Source organism: Citrobacter sp. CRE-46 (assembly GCF_059615875.1).
The window spans coordinates 80,537-104,004 of record NZ_CM184341.1; the positions used below are offsets into that span (position 1 = coordinate 80,537).

Annotated in this window: 14 protein-coding genes, 1 tRNA gene and 3 pseudogenes; 14 read left to right on the forward strand and 4 right to left on the reverse strand. The window is 50.7% G+C overall.

Annotated features, from left to right (window positions below; genetic code table 11):
• The first annotated feature begins 771 nt into the window (after positions 1–771).
• Together AC534G_RS00405 and AC534G_RS00410 are read left to right on the forward strand one after the other, a co-directional pair.
• Positions 772–1,392, forward strand: coding sequence for an inovirus Gp2 family protein (locus tag AC534G_RS00405; RefSeq protein ID WP_496594474.1), 621 nt, complete (start codon positions 772–774; stop codon positions 1,390–1,392).
• A gap of 323 nt (positions 1,393–1,715) precedes the next feature.
• Positions 1,716–1,961 (forward strand): annotated as a pseudogene (locus AC534G_RS00410) (DUF7828 domain-containing protein).
• Here AC534G_RS00410 and AC534G_RS00415 read toward each other — a convergent pair.
• A pseudogene (locus AC534G_RS00415) lies at positions 1,961–2,083 on the reverse strand (transposase); the annotation flags it as partial. The pseudogenes AC534G_RS00410 and AC534G_RS00415 overlap by 1 nt on opposite strands.
• A gap of 267 nt (positions 2,084–2,350) precedes the next feature.
• Between AC534G_RS00415 and AC534G_RS00420 the strand changes: the two are divergent.
• The 6 genes from AC534G_RS00420 to AC534G_RS00445 all read left to right on the forward strand — a co-directional run bounded on the left by AC534G_RS00420 (position 2,351) and on the right by AC534G_RS00445 (position 13,198).
• Positions 2,351–2,569, forward strand: a complete 219-nt coding sequence (locus tag AC534G_RS00420) for a helix-turn-helix domain-containing protein (RefSeq protein WP_159121600.1) — start codon at positions 2,351–2,353, stop codon at positions 2,567–2,569.
• A 107-nt stretch (positions 2,570–2,676) separates the two neighbouring features.
• Positions 2,677–4,839, forward strand: a complete 2,163-nt coding sequence (locus AC534G_RS00425; protein ID WP_159121601.1) for a DNA methyltransferase — start codon at positions 2,677–2,679, stop codon at positions 4,837–4,839.
• Positions 4,839–7,490, forward strand: a complete 2,652-nt coding sequence (locus AC534G_RS00430) for a hypothetical protein (RefSeq protein WP_159121602.1) — start codon at positions 4,839–4,841, stop codon at positions 7,488–7,490. The genes AC534G_RS00425 and AC534G_RS00430 overlap by 1 nt, the downstream gene beginning before the upstream one ends.
• Before the next feature lie 4 nt (positions 7,491–7,494).
• Positions 7,495–9,102, forward strand: coding sequence for an AAA domain-containing protein (locus AC534G_RS00435; RefSeq protein ID WP_159121603.1), 1,608 nt, complete (start codon positions 7,495–7,497; stop codon positions 9,100–9,102).
• 111 nt (positions 9,103–9,213) lie between these two features.
• Positions 9,214–10,062 carry a Hachiman antiphage defense system protein HamA gene (locus AC534G_RS00440; RefSeq protein WP_159121604.1) on the forward strand — a complete coding sequence of 283 codons (849 nt, stop codon included), beginning with the start codon at positions 9,214–9,216 and terminating at the stop codon, positions 10,060–10,062.
• A gap of 46 nt (positions 10,063–10,108) precedes the next feature.
• Entirely contained in the window at positions 10,109–13,198 is a 3,090-nt protein-coding gene (locus tag AC534G_RS00445; protein ID WP_233638794.1) for a DEAD/DEAH box helicase, read from the forward strand.
• Between the two features lie 738 nt (positions 13,199–13,936).
• On the opposite strand, the pseudogene AC534G_RS00450 reads toward AC534G_RS00445, so the two are convergent.
• From AC534G_RS00450 to AC534G_RS00460, 3 genes and pseudogenes are all read right to left on the reverse strand, one after another.
• Positions 13,937–14,017: pseudogene (locus AC534G_RS00450) on the reverse strand (integrase); the annotation flags it as partial.
• 8 nt (positions 14,018–14,025) lie between these two features.
• On the reverse strand, positions 14,026–15,237 hold the full coding sequence (locus AC534G_RS00455) for a tyrosine-type recombinase/integrase (protein ID WP_159121606.1): 1,212 nt from the start codon (positions 15,235–15,237) through the stop codon (positions 14,026–14,028).
• 296 nt (positions 15,238–15,533) lie between these two features.
• Positions 15,534–15,628: transfer RNA gene (locus AC534G_RS00460), tRNA-Sec, on the reverse strand.
• Positions 15,629–15,918: 290 nt separating this feature from the next.
• Here AC534G_RS00460 and AC534G_RS00465 point away from each other — a divergent pair.
• The 6 genes from AC534G_RS00465 (at position 15,919) to AC534G_RS00490 (ending at position 23,460) form a co-directional block, all read left to right on the forward strand.
• Entirely contained in the window at positions 15,919–17,301 is a 1,383-nt protein-coding gene (locus AC534G_RS00465; RefSeq protein ID WP_110496461.1) for a glycoside-pentoside-hexuronide family transporter, read from the forward strand.
• A 10-nt stretch (positions 17,302–17,311) separates the two neighbouring features.
• Entirely contained in the window at positions 17,312–19,630 is a 2,319-nt protein-coding gene (yicI, locus tag AC534G_RS00470; RefSeq protein WP_110496463.1) for an alpha-xylosidase, read from the forward strand.
• 321 nt (positions 19,631–19,951) lie between these two features.
• Positions 19,952–21,505: a BglG family transcription antiterminator gene (locus AC534G_RS00475; protein WP_110496465.1), complete on the forward strand. Its 1,554-nt coding sequence runs from the start codon at positions 19,952–19,954 to the stop codon at positions 21,503–21,505.
• Positions 21,506–21,531: 26 nt separating this feature from the next.
• On the forward strand, positions 21,532–22,002 hold the full coding sequence (locus tag AC534G_RS00480; RefSeq protein WP_110496467.1) for a PTS sugar transporter subunit IIA: 471 nt from the start codon (positions 21,532–21,534) through the stop codon (positions 22,000–22,002).
• 19 nt (positions 22,003–22,021) lie between these two features.
• Entirely contained in the window at positions 22,022–22,342 is a 321-nt protein-coding gene (locus tag AC534G_RS00485) for a PTS fructose transporter subunit IIB (RefSeq protein WP_006687645.1), read from the forward strand.
• Positions 22,343–22,368: 26 nt separating this feature from the next.
• Complete coding sequence (locus tag AC534G_RS00490; RefSeq protein WP_042311543.1) at positions 22,369–23,460, forward strand: PTS fructose transporter subunit IIC; 1,092 nt, start codon at positions 22,369–22,371, stop codon at positions 23,458–23,460.
• Positions 23,461–23,468: the final 8 nt, after the last annotated feature.

Consider the following 23,468-nt stretch of genomic DNA (forward strand, 5'->3'; position numbering starts at 1 on the left):
ATTGTGGTGCTAAACCCTGCCCTTTCTGCCACCGGATTGTCTGAGGAGCAACTGACTGTTGCCAGTCAACTTCGTCTATCACATGACGGTATCCGGTCTTTCAGTTGTGAATGTCAGTCTCTCCGGGAATAAGTTTTTTTGTATCCTGAACTGGTAACCCTGGAGTAAAAGCTGAGGACTTAAAATATATAATCCCGGACCTGACAAGGCCTGGTTATTAGCTAGTCATGCAACTTGGTACAGTATATATATTACATTAGCAAGGTATTAACCAATATAGCAGAGCAAGATGCAAGACAATGATAATATAATATATGAAGGTAAAGGATTAAGTGACAATAATATGAGGCACACTAACTAATTAGTTCGTAGAAATTAAATTAACGAGCTGGCGAAATACGCAAATAAAATAAAACGCAGGGTGCTGATCTCAGTTAATACAGGTGTAAAGACTCACCCAGGCAGTTCTTTAAAATAAAATTAAAGAATCCTTTCACCCCCTAAAAACACTAACCACACCGTTCTCTCATCGGGGGGAGATATCAAATCGCGACGACTGACAATAGCCAGGATGACTTCCGTTCAGCATCATAATAAATACCAGCAGGTAAGTGTATTCATCGTTAGTTAAAGCCTCAGCGTCAGTAGATGAGCATCAGGCAGCGCTATACCTTTCCACCGTCAGAAACTTTAACCCTCATTCGTTCGTTACTGCCATTTGCTCCGGCAGGGGCTTCGCACGTCTGAATCAAACCAGCAGGAGTTACACTTATGCCCGACAGTAAATTTGGCCCACTGAATCCTGATTACATGAAGCGTATGGGGGAAATCATCAATTTAGCGACAGAGGCTCACCCCAGAACTGCCGTTTTCACCTTCGTTCTCAGACTGCCTGAGTACCGCGACAAAGGGGATTCTATAGCCTGTATTCCCAATCTGCAGGTCGGGATAATGGAACGCTTCAAAGGGGCGCTGAAAGCCCGTATAGCCGTTCATCAGCACCAACGCAGGCGGGAAGGTCTTCAGGTGTGTCCAACGGACCTGAGAGTCGTCTGGGTACGTGAGACGGGAGCCAGTGGTAAACCGCACTACCACGTCGCGATATTCGTTAACAAAGATACCTTCAACTGCCTGGGAGATTATTCGAAGCAAGACCGTAATCTGGGGAGCTATATCTGTGAGGCCTGGCTGAGTGCGACAGGTCTGCTTGGGTTTCCTGAATACAGAACACTGGTGTCCTTCAATAACACGCCACACATTCTGGAAGCGATTCGCGAGGACCGTTTTGAGAAACAACGTAGGAGTCTGCTGAACCACCTGACTTACTTTGCCAAAGAACGCACCAAAGTGTACAGCAGGGAAGCCCGCTCATTCGGGGGTAGTGTCAGATAAGCCAGCACAATGCAGGAAGCGACTTTTCCCTTGGTTGCGGAAGCAGAAGGAATCCTTTGTAAGCCCCGAAATTGACCGTCAGTTTCGCCCCGTACTGTCATCCGCTTAATACCCGATAACCCTTTCTGCAGTCATACCGCCACGTTTTCTCTGTCTTTCAGCCCTGAACGGGATGGAGTGCGCCTGCGCGGTATCTGGCTGCAATGGAGAAAAAATATGAGAACACTCACGCTTACCGGCGGCCAAAAACCGCCATCGTCTTTACCTGCGCTCTGCCTGCTCGTGATCCTTGCGGTGTATTTAAGGAGACTGGCATGCGAATGATGAAATGCTATCTCGCGAATACCGGCAACGGACATTTTATCACTGCTGACGAAGCCGCAACCGTAAACCATGGAATGCTGACCTGTACATCCTGTAGTTGTGCTTTGAGTGTGTAACCGTGGAACTCAGTCGAAAGACCGTGGTTCAGGCATGACCAGAGTACGGTACCCGTCAGCACACTGATGAACAGCGCTCATTCTGACCCCGAAATTGTGGAAGAATCCGGCCATTACTTCTTTCTCTAGGCGTAAAGACTGTGGGTGGTGATATCAAGACGTGTTGCAATTCTGGAAACAGAATTACCACGATCAACAACTTGTTTTATTGCTTCAATTTTAAACCCTTCAGGATAACGTTTACCGCTCATGGGCACCTCTCTTTAAGCCACCTTAAATGACTCTGAGATATCTGTTAAACCTGTAGGATTCAGACCGATGACTTTGGAGGTTATTTATTGCTTTCCACAGGCCAACAAGACAGATTAAAACGAATTAATGCGGACCTATGCGGTACAAAGCGTTTAAAACCAATAGAAGCTCAAAGAGTCGTAGCATATACTCGACAACTAATAGCAATGGTATTAACTACCTCAGCCCCAAATGCCATGGCAGGCCCCACCTATGAGGAGCAAGTAATGTCCGAGATGGAAGACCGCTGGTTATCAGTAGACGAGATAGGCAAGTACCTCGGTGTCAGCAGTGACACCGTTTATCGCTGGATTGACAAACATGGTATGCCCGCCCACCGTATGGGACGTCTTTGGAAGTTTAAGAAAGATGAAGTTGACGATTGGGTAAAGAGTGGCAGCGTGGCGGGCAGGAGCAAAGCGAATGGGCAGGAAGAACAGAAATGACAATTCAGTCGATCTGGATGGAATCCTCTCTTGGCATTCCCTGGGAGGCTATCGAGCCCCATGGAAATCACCATTTTCAGATTTCGAAGGGTTGGTAATGGAGCCCTATGGTTAAAATAGTGCAGACAAAGCAAACCATGGAAAGTTGTGGAGGTGACACCTTTGGCGGTTGGCTTGCCCATACCTTGCTGGAGGAGGGTAATATTCCGATTGTCCAGATCGCCGAACTCGCCCTGCGTGAAGGACAGAGCTCTAATCCTTTGTATCGGGTCCACCGCTGGTTTGCTCGCCGGGTGGGCTCTCAGTTCCGTTCGATCCTTACTGCGCTGACCCTTCCCCCAAGTAAGGCCGATGAATTTTGGGATACCTATCTTGGCAAGACCTCCTTGCATGGTGCTGTCGTTCTCGATCCATTCATTGGCGGCGGGACAAGTCTGGTTGAGTCTATGCGCTGCAACGCCCGAGTGATTGGTTTTGATATAGACCCAATCGCGACCTTCATTACCCGATTTGAATTGACCGCCTCTCAGATGGAGGATCGCTACCCGGAAATCAATCAGATTTGCAATGAGGTCGCCAAGCACACTACACCGTTGCATCGGACCATGGTCGATGGCGTCGAACGGGATGTTCTTCATCATTTCTGGGTCCAAGTGAAGCAGTGCTCGAATTGCCAGAACGATGTAGAACTCCATCCCCATTTTCAACTGGCCTACTCCAAAGATAAGGGTCTGCAGTGGGTATTCTGCAAGGAATGTCATGCGGTCCACGAATTACCGATTGAACGCAAGGTGCTTTACTGCTCTTGCGGCAAGCGCACCACTATCAGCGCGGGCACGCACGGCAATGGGAGCATGACCTGCCCGACCTGCAAGCACACACAGAAGATCGCAGCGGATGACCTTGACGGTGCCGAACGCCCCACTTGGAGGCTCTTTGCCCAGGAGTATCTGATCGGAACTGGCAAGAACTGCACAAGGCATTTCAAGCGCGTCGAAGAGGCGGACCGAGCGTTGTACGACCGAGCCACCCTAAAGCTGCGGATGATCGGGAATAGCTTGCTTGTGCCGACAAGAAGCATTCCCCGCGAAGGTCGTTCGGATGGTCGGCCACTGATCCATGGGATTAGGCATTACGCAGACTTTTTCAACGACCGGCAGAAGCTCCACCTGCACCTTCTCGGTTCGGCCATCAATCGAGTAGAAAACGATGAGGCGCGGCGCTGCCTTGAGCTGGCCTTCAGTGAACATCTCACAACGAACTGCATGTACACGGCCTATGCGTTTGGCTACCGCCGAACCAGTCCGATGTTCTCCATTCACTCATACCGGCACATCACCCGTCCGGTCGAGCTGAACCCTTGGCAGGATGGCGTCGGACGGGGGACGTTCATCAACACGGTACGGAAAATATCGAAGGCGATTGCGTTTGCTAAAGCGCCCCACGAGCTGCACCCGGAAGGTGCCAGAGTCGCTTATGAAGATGATTTCGAGTGCAAACAAACCTGTCTTGGTTCTGTCGATGATGTATTGAGCGGTAGCGCCACTGCGGCGATTGAAACCCAGTCTTCCGAGGAACTCCATTTACTACCAGACAGCTCAGTGGATCTCGTGCTGACTGATCCACCATATTTCGACAATCTGAGCTACTCGGAACTCTCGGACTTCTATTTAGCCTGGCATCAGGTTTTGAGAATCGCCCCCCCCCCGTATGACGACAACATCACTTCGGCTCCTATACTGCAGAACCTAGCCATCACTCGACGATCCGATAAAGCCATCAAGGGATACCAGGAACGACTTCAACAGATTTTCATGGAATGCAACCGCGTGCTCAAGCCCGATGGGATCTGCGTGTTCACCTACCACCATAAACTAGCATCGGCATGGGATGCTCTCGGCACGGCACTGCTTCATTCGGGACTCTCAGTAACCAAGGTTCTGCCCATGCGTGGCGAAGGCCAAGGAGGTCTCCATACTTACGATGGCACCATCAAGTGGGACGCGGTGCTGGTCTGTCGCAAGAAGAAAGACAGCATAAATAGAGGCGTTCCGGTAATCAGCGAAACCTCTTTCAAAGAAGCTGTCTTGGAGGCGGAATCTCACTTTGAGGCTTTGTCCCCCCACAAACGGATCGGCTTCAAAATACCAGATTTCACTAATTTAGCTCGGGCGTTAGTCGTCAGTAGAGGTTTCTTAGGCGAGGCGGATACCAGCACACGACCGATGTCGGATGCATTGAAGAACATACCACCCCCGGGAGAGACGTGATGGCGAAACTCGATAAAGGAACGCTTGCCCTAACATTCAAATTCGATTGTGACCGGTTTCTCCGGTTTCGACTGGCCAGCGATGCCGAAAGGGATTCAATTGGAATCTCAACCGAAACCTACAAACGACCTGGTATTGAACTTATCAAGGCGGCCGGGAGGCGTTGGGAAGCCGACAAATACCAGGATCTAATCGACACCTCTGATAATGGGAAAGTTGTGTTCCTTCTCGAGGACAAGGCCGATGATCTTCTGGGACGGAAGCCCTTCAAGAAGATCCAGAACCTTTTTGACATCCTTCGACAACAGGAACCACCACAGACTATTATCGAGGCGGAGTTCACGGTTCCCACAAACATTACTCCCGGCCTTCAAAAGGCATACGACGATTTCGGTCTCGATCAGGTAAGAGTGCGGCCGGATATCCTTTGGATACGTCCGGGTGGTATTGGTGCGCCGCTGATCGGCAATAGAACTGCACCTGAATACGAAATCCATATCATTGATGTAAAAATGGCTGCGGAGCCATCCCTGCGGCACTTCACAGAGGTGACCTATTACGCTTTGGCATTGGCTACAGCCATCCAGCAAGAGGGGCTTAGTGACAGATATGCCGTTTCTGCGGAAGGTACCATCTGGCCCGGAAGCCACGACATCAATGCGTTCAGGAATCTGGTCCAGCTTCATCAGGCCAAAGGAGCTGCAGATCCTATTTCCGAGGCCCTCAGCGAAACACTGATTCGGGTTCCGTATGAAATCTATGAAGTCCACGTGAAGCAATTTTTCGAGGATCGTCTTCTTAGGGTTCTGCAGACCGACATGGAGAATACCAGTTGGCATGTTGGTCCCAAGTGCCAGCTTTGCGACTACGTTCGCTACTGCCGAGACAAGGCATCCGAATGCGATCATCTTTCCCGGTTGGCCTGGCTCAATCAGGGGCAGGCGGAACTACTCCGATCAAATGGCATCACCACTACCGCGGAATTGACTGAAGCTGTGACTACCGTCGATGATCGCTGGCAATCCGTTATCAATTCCAGTCACCAGTTGCGGGCGGATGGGCCTACGCTGGCAACTCGCGCCCGTTCCTTGACCGAGCAGGCACCTTTGTCGGTTGATGGACGACGTAGCGCCATGATCCCTGCCTGGACTGATCAAAGCATCTTTATCACGATTCATTTCGACCCGGGCTCCGGTATCTCCTTTGCCTTGGGCGCGGCGAGGCTCTATTTCCCGCACGGTCGCAAACCTGGCGATCCTCCTATAACGGACGAGAAGATTTTTATCGTCGACCGTGTCGATGCTATGAACCCGGAAACGGAGCGCGAGAGGCTAAAGGAATTTGCAACCGTGGTTTCTGAGTGGTTAGAGGAGGTGTCGACCGTCAATACAGGTCTACCCGCCCGGGACCGTCTCTCTTCCCATATCTTTTTCTGGGACATGCTGGAAGTGCGCCAGCTTAAGCGCATGTTCGAGCGACATATGCAAAACCCTGACGTGATCGAACTGATCGAGGTGCTTACCCGATTCTTCCCGCCGGACAACCTATTGCCCGATCCGGATGCTTTCAAATCCCAGCCAGGGACCATCGTCAAAGAAGTTCTACGAATGCTCGTTGGGCTGCCTATTGCCCACGATTACTCCTTGTTTGATGCAGCGAATAGTTTCTTCCCAAATGTTCGGGAGGATGGCACTCCGTATAAGTTCGATCTGCCTTTTGGATTCGCGACCCCAATGAGCGATCAGATCCCTTTCGAACGGGCCTACGAACTATGGCAGGACAAAATTTTCATCCGCCATTTCAATAAACTTTATCCTACAGACCCATCCAAGTGGCAGCGCTACACTCGGGACGAACTATACGATGGCATTAAGCGGGCCACGAAGGTTCACCTGCAAGCTTTACAGCACATCGTCCGGCGACTGCGTGAAAACTACAAAGAGCGGCTGGTGCTGAAAAAAAGCGGTTTCTCTGCCGCGAGATCCTCCCAAGCAAGCGTTCCAGAGGCGGCAAGAAACCTGATCGCTTTTGAGAAGCTCAATGTCGCGTGCCAAGAAATGGAAAACCGGAACACTCGCTCACTACCCGTCGATGAACGGGAAGCGAGGTTTTTCTCGATACGAGGATTGACCTTGAAGCCCCAAGCAGAGGCTGTTCCGATCATTGATGAGATCAAGTTAGCAAATTCACAGTACCAACACGAAACGCTCTATGCTTTCGATTTTTCTCCGACTAGCAGGGATTCCCGAATCAAGGAAGGTGAATTCACTGTCGCCCTGTCCAACGAGAATGAATACGTGGATCTCGACGAACCGTGGCGTCAGCGACTTGGATTGAGCTTCCAGGATGCAGAAGAACTGCTGGGCGAACATGGCCTGACCGAGCGGTGGATGACGAACAAATCGATAGGGGCATTGCTTCAGGTAGAGGTCATTCGGTTGGAGTCCATGCAGGACAATCCCTATGTGGTGCTTAAGCCGGGTCACCAGAGGCTCTTTCAGTTTGCTGTCGCCCAGGGACTCGTGGCGCTCGACTCACCGCTTGTCCTTGATCCGATGTACCGGGATTTTTCGAGCGACAGGATAGAAAAAGCATTGAGGTCTGTCGGCGGCAAGGCAGCACCGATCCAACGTGCCAGGAAGCGGAGGTAAAGCAATGGCTAAGAAACCGACAAAAATGACCGAACCAGCCCATAGCCTGATGTATACCCCCAGCTCGCTTGCAGCAGGAAAAACATTCGCCGACACCAACCAGTTGTACGCGAAGGTAACACCATATCTGAAGGATGCCTTTAACGAAAAGCAGGAATCCCTCTTTCACGATGCACTTGGAAACAGGATTTCTTTGCTTTGGGGGCCGCCGGGTACAGGAAAGACCACGGTCTTGGCCGGGACTATTCTAGGGTGGATTGAACATTACGCCGAAGCGGGAGTTCCGCTACGTATCGGTATCGGGTCCAGTAACTACAACGCTATCGATAACGTTCTCAACGAAGTCTTGGAACTGATCAACAGACGGACGGCCTTGGTAGGAGCGTTAACTTGTCCGGTTCGTGTTACAAGGGTGAGGAGCGACTCCTCCGCACCTCCATTGAGTGAGCAGATCGAAGATATGCCGAGGACTTCCGCAAGGGCTCAAGGCTTTGTGAATGCCCTGAAGGGCGACGATCCCGGGCTCATCATCGTGGGGGGTACCTGGCAACAACTTGGGCGACTTGCCGAGAAAGACCACCAGGATGGCGAGCCGACAGCCGAATGGTTTGATCTTCTGGTGATCGACGAGGCATCACAGGTTCAGGTTGCTGCGGCTGCGGCCTACTTTCTCCTGTTGAAGTCTGATGGGCATGTTGTCCTTGCTGGAGACGACCGGCAGCTTGGGCCGATCTACGGCTTCCAGATGAAGGATAGCGTTCAAGGGCTGTTTGACTGCATCTTCTCTTACATGAAGGAGACCCACGGCATCACTCCGGTGCAGCTTAAACACAACTACCGGACCAACGTGGAAATTTCCGCATGGCCCTGTAAGCGTTTTTACAAAAACGAATACGAGGCGTTCTTCCCCGAGAGAAAGCTGGATCTCGCCATCAATATTGATGAAAGACCAGACGACTGGCCTGAGCAGTTGCCATGGTCCGACGAGTTTCTCCACATTCTTGACCCAGCCTGCCCTGTGGTAGTGATCAGCTACTCCGCCAATACCTATACGTTATCAAATCCTTTCGAGGCGCAGATCGTTTCCGCTTTGACCCTTTTGTACAAGAAGCTGGTCGACGCACAACAGTCTGGAGTAAGCGCCCAGGAGTTTTGGACACAGAAAATCGGTATCGTAACTCCCCACCGAGCCCAGATGGCATCCATCAGAAATTTGCTCGTGGACGCAGCCGATATGACGATGGACCCGCCTCCATTTGTGGACACTGTAGACCGGTTTCAAGGTCAGGAACGCGACTTGATCCTTTCCAGTTATGTAGTGGCCGACCGGGATTTTGTTGCGTCTGAAGATGCGTTCATCCTAAGCTCGCGACGATTCAATGTGACGCTAACCCGGGCGAGAAGCAAGTTCGTGATGCTCATTAGCGACGCGCTTCTCCAGTATTTGCCATCTGATCCGGACGTAGCCCGTGACGCCGCTCACCTGCAGCTCTTCGCCGAACAGTATTGCAGTTCGGTATTCGACACCATCGACTTGCCGTTCTATGAACGCGGAGCTCTGTCGACCATGAGATGCAAATTGAGAGGGCGATGCGAGAAGGGGGTAGAATAGATATTATGAATTCTAAACCAGAAGGAGTCGGAGCAATCTATGGGAAAAGCAGTCGTCTCACTGCTGTTCGAATTGAGAAGAAAGATCTTTAACGCTGGGAACGGATTATAAATGCCCTGGACTTCTGATCATACCAAATGGCTCATCGATACCGGTGAGCGACTAAAGACCGCCGATGGCAAGAAGGTCGAGGTCTGGGAGTTTCGTCATGAGAAAGATGAGGCCGTTCTATCGGCTTGGGCGAAGCACTTTCGAAATCATTACTGTCTGGATACTGAGATCGATTTCCTCCGGGGTAAACGCCCGCGACCAGATTATCTGACCAATATCAAGTTCCCTTGCAGAACATCCAAACTCGGTCCAGGAATCAGAGCAGGAGATTTCGGGGAAATTCTGGTCTCCGATTACCTGCAATGGCTTCTCGGTTACTGGGTACCTAGGGTACGGTGGTCATCAAAGGTTGTTCGAGATGAATCGCCCAAAGGCAGCGATGTTATTGGATTCCGATTTCACAAAGAAGACGGTAAAGCCTCCACTAAGGATGTGTTGTTTGTCTTTGAATCCAAGACAAAATTCTCCGCTTCTAAAATCAATCGCCTGCAGGATGCCATCAACGATTCTGCCAAGGATCACATTCGCATCGATGAATCACTGAACTTCATCAAGCAAAAGCTCTTTGAAAAAAAGGAAATCGAACAGGCTCAAAGGCTCGAGAGATTTCAAAGCCCCGTAGATATGCCCTATAAAGAAACCTACGGCGCTGCAGCTATCATTTCAGACGAATGTTACGACGCCGATGAATTGGCTGCAGCTAACTGCAGGAAAATCCCAAAGTCAGCAAAATCAAATGAGTTCTTCCCTCATCCAAATGGTGACAGCCTAGTTCTCTTGGTTATTAAGGGATCCGGCATGATGGACCTTGTCCACGAGCTCTACGGGAGGGCTGCGGATGAGGCCTGATAGAAAATCCAATCGTCTTTTGGGTGTTACGCGATCAAAAGCTAAGATGATCGAGTACCATGTACCTGAAGAATATCAGGGGATAGATTTATCACTACATCCAAATAAGCTCTTCACGCTCTCGATTGGCCTGCTGGGTGACCTCGCCGCCGCCATCAACCGGGAGGAGCCAGATCCCGATGCCCTCTCGGTGCAGAAAACCAATCTGCTATTTTCTGCCCGCTTTTTCGACTCCTATCTCCAATCAAAACTAAACGAGGCACTTGATCCATACCTCGTGCTTCTGGGCTCTGCTTCCTATTATCTATGCGATCTACCTGGCAGCTCGTCAGTATTGGCAAAGCGCATTGATGGCGACTGTCCTGATCTGGATGGCGATGGTTTGGAAGACCTGTTACTCTGGTTATTGCAGGCAGATCTGGGAACCTATTTTGATGGAATGGGTGGCCCATTCGGCGAATTCATCGACGATATTTCAAGCTGGACTCTCCAATTTTTCGAGGATGGGAACGGCGAAGAAAATCTTCTCGATTTGGCAACGAAGCTGAGGGACGCCGTCTATGAATTCGGCACTCCCAGGCAGCTTCTATTTGGTGATGTGATCGCGGCCGTTCTGAGGAAAAAGCTGGAGAATTCCGCCTGGAAGGCTCTACCGTCATATTCCGGGCTACCCCAAGACAAATGGCTCCACGCATTGCAAAAGGATTCGTTCATCAAGGAACTCTGGCCTGCACAACACCTTTTGGGCCAGGCGGATGTTCTCAAAGGCGAGTCTGCCATTGTTCAAATGCCTACCAGTGCTGGCAAAACGAAGGCAACGGAGCTGATCCTTCGAAGCGCGTTTCTGGCCGAGCGCGTGTCATTGGCCATCATCATCGCTCCGTTTAGGGCATTGTGCCATGAGATCAAAAACAGTCTCGTCGAAGCATTTAACAACGAACCCACTAAGGTGGATGAGTTATCCGATGCCCTACAGACCGACTTTGAGATTGCCGAACTCTTGGGACACCAACAGATCCTAGTCGTAACCCCCGAAAAGCTGCTCTACGTTCTTCGACATGCTCCGGAGCTAGCTGCCCACGTTGGCCTGCTGGTTTTTGATGAAGGTCACCAGTTCGACAGCGGCACCCGAGGTATCACATACGAACTGCTCCTGACGTCGCTGCGTTCCATGATTCCCGAAGGTACCCAGAAGGTGCTGATCTCAGCGGTCATCAGCAACGCAGAGGCTGTTGGAGAATGGCTGAACGGTGAGCCTAATGTCGTCCAAGGAACAACCCTGATTCCGACTTTCAGATCGGTCGGTTTTGCGAGCTGGCTCGAACAGTTGGGAAAGGTCGAGTACGTTGATAGCCGTGACGCCGAACAAGGCGAGTTTTTCGTTCCGAGGGTGATCGAAAGATTCAATCTCGGGAGAAGGGGCCGAGAGCTGAAAGACCGCCATTTTCCGGAGAGAGACGATGGCCAGGCTATTGCACTTTATCTCGGCATAAAACTGGCCCCTAACGGAAGCATTGCCATCTTCTGTGGCAAAAAATCAACAGCGACAAGCATCTGCGAAAAAGCGGTGGAATTCATTGATCGTGGTATTCCGCTTCCACTCCCACAAGAATTCTCAGACCGAAGGGAGGTTGAACGGCTCCATTATCTCCATGTTGCGAATCTTGGAACTGACGCATCGGCTTCAATGAGTGCCGAGCATGGGATATTTTCTCATCATGGCAATACACCACATGGAATCCGCCTTTCAGTGGAACACGCTATGCGTGAAAACCTCGTGCGGTTCGTTGTTTGTACCTCCACCCTAGCACAGGGCGTAAATCTTCCAATCCGGTACCTCATTGTTACTAGTGTCTACCAGGGCATGGAGCGCATCAAAGTTCGGGATTTTCATAATCTCATTGGCCGAGCGGGGCGCGCCGGGATGCATACTGAAGGCAGCATTTTATTTGCAGACCCCATTGTGTATGACAAGCGACGCAACCGAAAAGAAAGCTGGCGGTGGGATATAGTCAAGGAACTGCTTGATCCAACAAAGTCAGAGGAGTGCGCAAGCAGCCTCTTTCAATTAATCCCTCTAGTTATCCGGAATGACCGTACCAAGTCAAAGGACAAAAAGAACCATACGTTGAAATGGGACATCCTCTCCTTTGCCAAAGCTCATATAGCCGGGAGGGATTCCCTGAATGAAATTATTGACAAGATTGCTAAACAATACGACGGAAACGGTTTCACTGTCGATGCGGTAAAACCTCAATTCGAATTTTTCAGTCAGACTCTCGCCTCCATCGAAGGCTTTCTTCTCTCCAACTGGGATACTGTTGATAACGGGCTGACGGAGGCAGACATTGCTGATCTCGCGGAGCAGACATTGGCGTACTTCTTGGCTGATGATGAGAAGCAGGAGCAGATTCAAGAATTGTTCAAGCTTCTGGCGGAAAACATATCAGAGAATATTACTGATGTTAATCGGAGGAAAGCATTTGGCAAAACACTCTATGGTGTAAACGATTCTAAGGCGATTGAGGAGTGGGTTATAGATAACGCTGAGGAACTTATTGCCGCCCAAGATGGAGACGAAGTTCTTGACCTCGTATGGCCTTTAATAACGAGGCATATACACAACAAAGCTTTCAATAAGTTCGATAATAAGGACGTCCTAAAAGAAATTACGAGGAAGTGGATTTCAGGAACCCCATTTAATCAGATTTTCCAAATTGCCGACGACAACGAATGCAAGCTCGGTAAAGGAAAGAGGCCTAGGAAAGTCAAAATCGAAAATATCATTGATATCTGCGAGAGCGGGCTTGCTTATGATGGGGCTCTTCTTGTGAGTGCATTGTGTGAATTTGTAGAAATGCTGGCCCACGAAGGAACTGGTGATACGATCAATCGTCTCCAGATTTTCCAAAAGCGGGCGAAATATGGTCTGCCCACCGAAACAACAATTGCTCTTTATGAACTTGGTTTTTCGGACCGCGTCATCGCTCAAGACCTCGCCACATCCTTAAATCTGGTAGCGGCCCCAAAGGAGAATCTCGTGATGGCGTTGAAACGATACCGGGACGAAGCCAATGCGATGATGGAGAAATACCCACGCTATTTCCAGGAGCGAATGAATGAACTCCTGCAATAGAAAACCAGATCATCGTTCTGAACTATCTCGCTCCCGTCTGTTGGTTGAGTGAGGAACCTATGATAGTTCTTGTGGAAAGCTCGCATTTCCACAGGAAGGGTATAAATCAACAGGCGCAGCCATCACTAAGAGAGCATCTTTTCTACGTTGCAATAGCCAAGTGCCTTTTTCACCATCCGGAGCATGGTATCGTATCAGTGCGGTACCTGATTAAGATCAAAGACGCAAAGCGATATGGGCTCAGCCCGCTCATACTCAGTGGATTGACCGTTGCCAGGTTACTCATCCGATGGATGACATTTACCCTAGTCGCTGAGCCCAGTGCATCCCGGGAGGTTCTTCTCAAAGCGTGGCGTAACGCCGAAGGTTTGTGTGACCGCCCCGACATCCTTCAGGTCAACCGCTACCTTGCAACGGCCAGCCCTGAACTGGTAGGGCGCATTCCCTGTAAATCCAATCTACCACTCTCTACCTGCTTTAGCAGGGTCGGAAATGTGTGGACCATACTAAACTTTGCCCCCTGATGGCTCACCTGCTTTTCCACCGCATCCATCTATCACAATCCAAATTCAATCAATGAGCAACACACTATCCGACGAAGAAAAAATTAAAAGAGTAACTCTCAGGCTCTGATGCAAGGGCTAGGTAGTAAACGCTAACGACAGCCTGCTAATGAACTGATCCGCATACCACGGCATCATTTCACACTTGCTGTACTGATACTGAACAGTGCTGTTTCTACTTGAGTGGATTATTGATTTTGGCATAGTCAAAAGGGCTGATACTTTGTTCCCGGTTGGCGTCCAGAAAATCCGCCCACAGTACGGCTACGCAGTATTGCCAAACGTTCCTTTAATTATGTTTTCTGATGCCAACTCATCAATATAGTCCGCAAACCACTGCATCATCTCCCGACGCCCGTCCAGATACTGCGCATGGTTGTACGTCCCGCGAATTGCGTTCTTATCCACATGCGCAAGCTGTGTTTCAATCCAAGCTGAGTTAAAGCCCTGCTCATGCAGAATGGTACTCAACGTGTGGCGGAAGCCATGCCCTGTTAGCCTGCCTTTATACCCCAACAATTCAATGACCTGATTGATGCTTTCCTTGCTGATTGGCTTGCGAGGATCGTTCCTGCCAATAAACACCAGTGGGTGATGTTTTGATATTGGCTCAAGTTGCTTAAACAGCGCAATAACCTGCTCTGAGAGCGGCACAATATGAGGACGTTTCATCTTCATCACTTCTGCCGGGATCTCCCATAGTTTTGTCTCAAAATCGATATCCTCCCAGCGTGCGAAACGCAATTCTTGCGTTCGTACACCAGTTAACATAATGATCTTAGTAGCAGTCTTCGTGATGATACTGCCGGTATAACCCGCCAGATCGTTTAGGAAGTGAGGAAGTTCGTTGGCAGTAAGGAAGGGGAAATGCACTTTTTTGGGTGTAGCTAAAGCACTGGCAAGATCGGGAGCGGGGTTGTAGTCTGCCCGGCCAGTAACAATTGCATAACGGAAGACCTCTCCACAGCGCTGACGGACCTTGCGCATTTTCTCCAGTGCTCCGCGTTTCTCCATTTTACGCAGGGCTTCCAGCAACTCCATTGGCTTGATTTCAGCAATAGGGCGCTTGCCGATGTAGGGAAAGATATCTTTTTCAAAGGTGTCGATGATTTCTTCACGATAGCGCAATGACCAACGATCGGCTTTTGTCTGATGCCACTCGCGAGCAACGGCCTCAAAAGTATTTTTCAGGCTCATTTGCAGAGCTACTTTCTCTTCTTTCTTCATTTCACTAGGATCGCTCCCGGCGGCGAGAATTTTTCTGGCTTCGCTGCGTTTTTCTCGCGCGTCGGCCAGAGAAACATCGGGATACACACCGATAGATAGCATCTTTTCTTTACCAGCGAAGCGGTACTTCATACGCCAGTATTTGGAACCATTAGCGTTAATCAGCAGATACATACCGCCGCCATCAGCCAACTTATAGGGCTTTTCTTTTGGCTTCGCAGTTTTCACTTTTACATCGGTTAGCGGCATTACAACCTCCGGCTTTTGATGAATCCATTCTCCTGGGGTTTCCGCCAGTAACTAACCCGCTTCCCCCAATGTACCCCTTGTATAACAAAGGTGTCATTAAAACTCATTGTTATATATCACGTTTTTAACATTATGGGGGTGCCGGTATTTTAAGGGGAAATAACACCCCCTAATGCACCCCCAAAAATAACTTGATATAGATTGAAGTCGGTTGACTTTAGAATACAAAGAAAACCTGATATATAAGGGATTGGAAGGGGGTTTGTTGACGTCGGGAGAGTTCAGTAGAAGCAAACTGGCGGAAGATCACAGGAGTCGAACCTGCCCGGGAACGCTGGCGTCCCCAACTGGATTTGAAGTCCAGCCACCTCACCGGAGATGACGATCTTCCGCGCCTCGATTGCTACATGGAGGCGGGGCGCATTATAGCTACTTCCTCGGGTTTCCACACCCCCTCACTCACTTTTTTAACTTCCGTTTCTCCATACCATGACCCGTTTCAAATAAATCCTCGCAAAATCCATTACTTACACTTGGACACATTTTTAGACGCTACCCTGATCACAGAAAACAAGAATCGTAATTTGATAACGAGATATCGCAATACCCGCGCTCACAGGGATGGTTTACAAGAACTGTAACCGGTACCAGTGCGTGTGAAAGTGCAAACAAGGATGCGTAATGAAAAGTGAGATTCTGTCTGTTAAGGAGAAGATTGGCTATGGCATGGGCGATGCCGCCAGCCACATCATCTTCGATAATGTCATGTTATATATGATGTTCTTTTATACCGATATCTTTGGTATCCCCGCCGGATTTGTCGGCACCATGTTCTTACTGGCCCGCGCGTTGGATGCCATCTCAGACCCTTGCATGGGGCTGCTTGCTGACCGAACCCGTTCACGCTGGGGGAAATTTCGTCCGTGGGTGCTGTTTGGCGCGCTGCCGTTTGGTCTGGTTTGTGTGCTTGCCTACAGCACGCCGGACTTCAGCCTGCACGGCAAAATGATTTATGCCGTCATCACCTACACGCTGCTAACCCTGCTTTATACCGTGGTCAATATCCCTTATTGCGCGCTGGGCGGCGTGATCACCAATGACCCGACGCAGCGCATCTCCCTGCAATCGTGGCGCTTTGTGCTGGCAACGGCGGGCGGCATGCTCTCCACCGTCCTGATGATGCCGCTGGTAAAGCTGATTGGCGGCGAAAACAAGGCGCTGGGCTTCCAGGGTGGAATCGCAGTGCTCTCGGTTGTGGCGTTCCTGATGCTCGCATTCTGCTTTTTCACCACCAAAGAACGTGTTGCAGCGCCGCCAACTAACAATTCAATGCGTGAAGACCTGCGTGATATCTGGCAGAACGACCAGTGGCGCATTGTCGGCTTGCTCACCATCCTCAACATTATGGCGGTCTGCATTCGCGGCGGTGCGATGATGTATTACGTCACCTGGATTTTGGGCACACCGGAAGTATTTGTCGCTTTCCTTACCACCTATTGCGTCGGCAATCTGATTGGCTCTGCGCTGGCAAAACCGCTGACTGACTGGAAATGCAAAGTCAGCGTTTTCTGGTGGACGAATGCCCTGCTGGCCGTCATCAGCGTGGCGATGTTCTTCGTGCCGATGCACGCCAACATCACCATGTTCGTCTTTATCTTCGTGATTGGCGTCCTGCATCAGCTCGTAACGCCAATCCAGTGGGTAATGATGTCCGACACCGTTGATTACGGCGAGTGGTGTAACGGCAAACGTCTGACGGGCATCAGTTTTGCAGGAACATTGTTCGTGCTCAAGCTGGGTCTGGCGCTTGGCGGGGCGCTGATTGGCTGGATGCTGGCAGGCGGTGGCTACGATGCCGCGGCGAAAACGCAAAACAGCGCCACCATCACCATCATCATTGCATTGTTCACCCTTATTCCGGCTATTTGCTACCTGCTGAGTGCCGTGATTGCCAAACGCTTCTACACCCTGAAAACACCGTATCTGACTGAAATTATGCGTCAGCTGGCGCAGGGTGCGCACCGTAATCAGCAAGATTTTACGACGAAAGAATTACAGAACTAAGGAACCGATTATGAAAATTAGCGACGGAAACTGGCTGATTCAGCCTGGCCTGAATGTGATTAACCCTGTCCAGGTGTTCGAGGTTGAACAGCAAGGTAATGAGATGCTGGTCTACGTTGCGCCGCGTGACGTACGTGAACGGACCTGGCAACTCGATACCCCGTTGTTCACGCTGCGCCTTTTTTCGCCGCAGGAAGGCGTGGTGGGTGTCCGGATGGAACACTTCCAGGGCGCGTTGGATACCGGTCCGCATTACCCGCTGAACGTGCAGCAGGACGTAAACGTTGAGATGCAGAACACCGCTGAGTTCGCTGAGCTGAAGAGCGGTAATTTGAGTGTTCGCGTCACCAAAGGCGAGTTCTGGTCGCTGGATTTCCTGCGTAACGGTGAACGCATTACCGGCAGCCAGTTGAAAAACAACGGCTATGTACAGGACGCCAACAGCGGACGCAATTACATGTTCGAGCGCCTGGATCTGGGCGTCGGTGAAACGGTGTACGGGTTGGGCGAGCGCTTTACCGCGTTGGTGCGTAATGGGCAGACGGTAGAGACCTGGAACCGCGATGGCGGCACCAGTACCGAGCAGTCTTACAAGAACATCCCGTTCTATATCACCAACCGTGGCTACGGCGTGCTGGTGAACCATCCGCAGTGCGTATCGTTTGAAATCGGCTCTGAGAAAGTATCGAAAGTGCAGTTCAGCGTCGAAAGCGAGTATCTGGAATATTTCGTCATCGACGGCCCGACGCCGAAAGCGGTGCTGGATCGCTATACCCGCTTTACCGGTCGTCCAGCACTACCGCCCGCATGGTCGTTCGGCCTGTGGCTGACCACCTCGTTTACCACCAACTATGACGAAGCGACGGTGAACAGCTTTATCGACGGCATGTCCGAGCGCAATCTACCGCTGCACGTTTTCCACTTCGACTGCTTCTGGATGAAGGCTTTCCAGTGGTGTGACTTCGAGTGGGACCCGGTGACCTTCCCGGACCCGAAAGGCATGATTCAGCGCCTGAAAGCGAAAGGGCTGAAAGTCTGCGTATGGATCAATCCGTACATCGGTCAGAAATCACCTGTTTTCAAGGAGCTGAAAGAGAAAGGTTATCTGCTCAAACGCCCGGACGGTTCCCTGTGGCAGTGGGATAAATGGCAGCCGGGGCTGGCAATTTACGACTTCACCAACCCGCAAGCCTGCGAATGGTATGCCAACAAGCTGAAAGGTCTGGTGGAGATGGGCGTGGACTGCTTCAAAACTGATTTCGGCGAACGCATTCCAACGGATGTGCAGTGGTTTGATGGCTCAGACCCGCAGAAAATGCACAACCATTATGCATACATCTACAACGAACTGGTGTGGAACGTGCTGAAAGAGACCGTCGGAGAAGAAGAGGCGGTGCTGTTCGCCCGTTCCGCCTCCGTGGGCGCGCAGCAGTTTCCGGTGCACTGGGGCGGGGACTGCTACGCCAACTATGAATCCATGGCCGAAAGCTTGCGCGGCGGCTTATCCATTGGTCTCTCCGGCTTTGGCTTCTGGAGCCACGACATTGGCGGCTTCGAAAACACCGCCCCGGCGGACGTCTACAAGCGCTGGTGTGCATTCGGGCTGCTCTCCAGCCATAGCCGCCTGCACGGCAGCAAATCCTACCGCGTGCCATGGGCGTACGATGAAGAGTCCTGCGATGTGGTGCGTTACTTCACCGAAATGAAGTGCCGCCTGATGCCGTATTTGTATCGTCAGGCCGCGCTGGCGAACGAACACGGCACGCCGATGCTGCGCGCCATGATGCTGGAGTTCCCGGACGATCCTGCATGCGACTATCTCGATCGCCAGTATATGCTGGGTGATTCGGTAATGGTGGCGCCAGTCTTCTCCGAAGCCGGTAACGTGCAGTTTTATCTGCCGGAAGGCCGCTGGACGCATCTGTGGCACAACGACGAAGTGCAGGGCTGCCGCTGGTACAAACAGCAGCATGACTTCCTCAGTCTGCCGGTGTACGTGCGCGACAACACCCTGCTGGCGCTGGGCAGTAATAACCAGAAGCCGGACTATGCCTGGCATGAAGGGACCGCATTCCAGTTGTTCCATTTGCAAGAGGATAGGGAAGCGGTCTGTGAGGTCCCGGCTGCTGACGGGTCGGTTATCTTCACGCTGAAGGCGATACGTACGGGTAAAACCATCACCGTACAAGGTCGCGGTGAAGCGCGTAACTGGACGTTGTGCCTGCGTAATATCCCGCAAATTAGCGGCGTGAAGGGCGGTTCATATGCCGGCAGTGAGCAGGGCGTAGTGGTAACGCCTGGAGGTGATACTCTGACGATAACCCTGTAAATTCAGTCTACGTGGTGCCGGATGTGTTTTATCCGGCCCACGCTGCGAGCAGCGTTCCAGATCTGAAAATCAAAAATATTTTGACTTAAAATTTTACCTACCCATATTTGCGAGCGCTATCACTCTAATTCCCGTAAAAAATGTGATCTGCGCCGTAAATATCTCACTATTTCCCCGTTTTGTCTTATTTCTGTCCGGAATACAGGACACGATTTAGTATTGTTGGCGCATCGTAGTCCTCTTATATTTATCATCACGGATTACACGTGGAGCATAAACGCTTCTTTAGATATTTAATCTGGTGTGTGATAAGGGTAAATAATGCAAATGATTACCTCGCGACAAAACAGATTATTAAAATTCCTCCTGTCCCGGAAGGAATATGTCACGCTGCTGAAAATTGCCGAATATTTATCGGTTTCAGAGAAAACCGTGCAGCGCGATCTGCGGTTACTGGAACCATGGTTAGCGGAATGGAAAATAGCCATCGATAAACGTACTGGCGCAGGCGTAATATTAAGTGCCGATAATATTACAGACCTTTTGTATCTGGACCAGTTATTAGGGAACGAGGGTGATGATACTGATGGTATGATGAGTAATTCGCGGCGCGTTAAGATAGCATCGCAATTATTAAGCGAAACGCCGCACGAAACGTCGATCAGTAAATTATCTGAGCGTTATTTTATTAGTAGCGCATCGATTGTTAACGATCTGAAAGTGATTGAATCCTGGATAACCCCATTGGGGTTATCGCTTATCCGCAGTCAAAGCGGCACGCACATTGAAGGTAGTGAGAGCAGCGTGCGCCAGGCGATGGCATCGCTGATTAACGGGGTGATTAACCATAATGAACCCGGCAGCATGGTGTATTCGCGCCTTGATCCCGGCAGCTATAAAGCGTTGGTGCATTACTTCGGCGAGGAAGACGTTTTATTTGTCCAGACGCTGCTGCAGGAAATGGAGAACGACCTGTGTTGGTCATTGGGGGAGCCTTATTACGTCAATATCTTCACCCATATTTTGATCATGATGTACCGCATCACACGCGGAAATGCGCTGCCGAGAAAAGATGAAAACATCACCTCATGCGACGAGAATATTTTTTCTATTGCCAGTCGTATGATTCAGTATATCGAAAAACGCATCGCTCACCCGCTGCCGGAAGACGAGGTCTGGTTTATCTATCAATATATTATCTCGTCCGGCGTGGTGATTGAGGAACATAATGATGTGAGCGTGATTGGTCATATGCACTCCAGCGACGAAGCGCGCTTGATTACCCATCGACTGATTGCCATCTTCGCCGAGATAGTCGACAGCGATCTCAGCCAGGATACTGCGCTGTATGACGGGTTGCTGATCCATATTAAGCCGCTGATTAACCGCCTGAACTACCAGATCCGCATTCGTAATCCGCTACTGGAGGATATCAAAGGCGAGTTGCAGGACGTCTGGCGTCTGACCCAATGTGCGGTGAATCGGGTATTTTGCGGTTGGGGCGAGCGGGCCGTTTCGGAAGATGAGGTGGGATACTTAACCGTCCATTTTCAGGCCGCAATGGAGCGCCAGATAGCGCGTAAGCGGGTGTTGTTAGTCTGCTCAACCGGGATTGGCACTTCGCATTTACTCAAGAGCCGCATTCTGCGCGCCTTTCCGGACTGGACAATTGTCGGCGTGGTGTCAGCTGGCAGTTTGCCCTCCGTACTGACGGACGATATTGAGCTGGTGGTATCGACCATTAATTTGCCCGCCATTGCCATGCCGGTCGTCTATGTCACCGCCTTTTTCAATGATGCGGATATTAAGCGGGTAACGGAAACGGTTATTACGGAAAAATTACATCGGGCGACGTCGCTGGTCGTTGAAAATTAATGTCTGAACTCCATGAGGTATGATTGATGGACATCACGAAAATTCTCAATACAAATCGCGTTATTTTGGATATGAAGGCTACGAACAAAACGGAGGCTATTGAGGAACTTACTGATATTCTGCAAAAGGATGGGGCAATTAGCTGCCGGGAAACGTTTATTCAGGATGTCTGGCAGCGTGAATCCGAAGGTTCGACCGGCTTCGAAAATCATATTGCGATCCCCCACGGGAAATCCTCGGCGGTGGTTAATACCACCCTGGCGATTGGTCGTACCTGTCAGGATATTCCCTGGGAAACCCTGGACGGCAGCAATGTGCGCTGCATCATTCTGTTTGCCGTACGTCTTGAAGATCAAAACACTACCCATATTCGTCTGCTCTCGCAGGTTGCCGGCGCGCTAGCGGATGACGACATTATTGAACAACTCTTAGTTGAAAGTAGTCCACAGAAAATTATTGAGTTGTTTAGCCAATATGCTGAATCCAACGTCTGCTAAATAAAATGTGGAGCATGTTATGAATATTGTTTGTGTTGCCGCCTGTACGGCGGGTATTGCGCACACCTATATTGCCCGTGAAAAATTAATTAAAGGTGCTAAAGCGCTTGGGCATAATATAAAAGTTGAAACCCAGGGCACCATTGGTACGGAAAACGAACTGCTGGCAGATGATATTTCTGCCGCGGATGTCGTGATTCTTGCCGTCGATGTCAAAATAAAAGGGGAGGAACGCTTCTCGAATAAACGCATTGTGCGAGTAAAAACCGAAATCGTCATAAAATCGCCCATTCAGTTTCTTGAAAAGGTCGAAAAATCACTAGTTAATAATAACCAGTAGCGATCCTCATTCTGGAGGGATTTCACATGAGTGAAAATAAAATTCCGCTATCTCAGGAAATAAAAAAACATTTATTAACGGGGATCTCGTGGATGATCCCGTTAATTGTAGCCGCCGGGATCTGTATTGCCCTCGGACAAATACTTGGCGGTACTAACGTGGGTGAAAAAACAGGAACTATCCCCTGGATGCTCAATCAGATTGGCGGCTGGGGGATGGGGTTAATCGTGCCGCTGATTAGCGCGGCGATTGCGTACTCCATTGCCGATCGCCCCGGATTTGCGCCGGGTCTGATTGTCGGCTTTGTCTGCGGCGAAATTCATACCGGTTTTATTGGCGGGATGCTGGGCGGCTTTCTGGTTGGCTATACCGTCCTGCTGCTCAAACGCTATATCCGTTTACCGCAGTCGATGCAGGGTCTGATGCCCATCATGGTGCTGCCCGTATTGAGCACCGTCATCGGCGGGTTGCTGATGATGACGCTGATTGGCAAGCCGATAGCCTGGCTGCAGGACGCGCTAATTCATCTGCTGGAGTCCATGCAAGGCGGGTCACGCTTCCTGATGGGCGCCATTCTCGGCGCAATGGCGACATTCGACTTCGGCGGTCCGGTGAATAAAACCATGTCGCTGTTCGCTGACGGCATGCTGGTCAGCGGCGTGTATGGCCCCGAAGCGGTGAAGTTTGTCGGTTCGATAATCCCTCCGTTCGGCATTACGCTCTCCTTCCTGCTCACGCGCCACAAGTACACCCGTGCGGAACGTGAGGCGCTGAAAGCGGCATTCCCGATGGGGATCTGCATGATAACCGAAGGGGTTATTCCGATTGCGGCGCGTGATCTGCTGCGCGTGGTGGGCTCCTGCGTGGTGGCCTCGGCGATAGCGGGAGGCCTGATTATGGTATGGGGCGTCGAAAGCCCGGTACCGCACGGCGGCATGTTTGTGGTTCCACTCTTTACGCATCCGCTGCTGTTTTGCCTGGCGCTGGGGATCGGGACGGTGATTTGCGGCGTCATGCTATCGCTGTGGAAGAAACCGGTGACCGAGCGTGACGAAGAGTTTGATGAGCTCAGCGATCAAAAGCTGAAAGACGAAGAGATCACCTTCACCCTGGAATAACCGGAGGC

What these genes read in the sequence shown, in the direction of transcription:
- AC534G_RS00475 (WP_110496465.1), top strand. Translation starts at nt 19,952, where the DNA reads ATGCAAATGATTACCTCGCGACAAAACAGATTATTAAAATTCCTCCTG.
- AC534G_RS00485 (WP_006687645.1), top strand. Translation starts at nt 22,022, where the DNA reads ATGAATATTGTTTGTGTTGCCGCCTGTACGGCGGGTATTGCGCACACC.
- AC534G_RS00405 (WP_496594474.1), top strand. Translation starts at nt 772, where the DNA reads ATGCCCGACAGTAAATTTGGCCCACTGAATCCTGATTACATGAAGCGT.
- AC534G_RS00465 (WP_110496461.1), top strand. Translation starts at nt 15,919, where the DNA reads ATGAAAAGTGAGATTCTGTCTGTTAAGGAGAAGATTGGCTATGGCATG.
- yicI (WP_110496463.1), top strand. Translation starts at nt 17,312, where the DNA reads ATGAAAATTAGCGACGGAAACTGGCTGATTCAGCCTGGCCTGAATGTG.
- AC534G_RS00425 (WP_159121601.1), top strand. Translation starts at nt 2,677, where the DNA reads ATGGTTAAAATAGTGCAGACAAAGCAAACCATGGAAAGTTGTGGAGGT.
- AC534G_RS00445 (WP_233638794.1), top strand. Translation starts at nt 10,109, where the DNA reads ATGATCGAGTACCATGTACCTGAAGAATATCAGGGGATAGATTTATCA.
- AC534G_RS00435 (WP_159121603.1), top strand. Translation starts at nt 7,495, where the DNA reads ATGGCTAAGAAACCGACAAAAATGACCGAACCAGCCCATAGCCTGATG.
- AC534G_RS00490 (WP_042311543.1), top strand. Translation starts at nt 22,369, where the DNA reads ATGAGTGAAAATAAAATTCCGCTATCTCAGGAAATAAAAAAACATTTA.
- AC534G_RS00455 (WP_159121606.1), bottom strand. Translation starts at nt 15,237, where the DNA reads ATGCCGCTAACCGATGTAAAAGTGAAAACTGCGAAGCCAAAAGAAAAG.
- AC534G_RS00420 (WP_159121600.1), top strand. Translation starts at nt 2,351, where the DNA reads ATGTCCGAGATGGAAGACCGCTGGTTATCAGTAGACGAGATAGGCAAG.
- AC534G_RS00440 (WP_159121604.1), top strand. Translation starts at nt 9,214, where the DNA reads ATGCCCTGGACTTCTGATCATACCAAATGGCTCATCGATACCGGTGAG.
- AC534G_RS00480 (WP_110496467.1), top strand. Translation starts at nt 21,532, where the DNA reads ATGGACATCACGAAAATTCTCAATACAAATCGCGTTATTTTGGATATG.
- AC534G_RS00430 (WP_159121602.1), top strand. Translation starts at nt 4,839, where the DNA reads ATGGCGAAACTCGATAAAGGAACGCTTGCCCTAACATTCAAATTCGAT.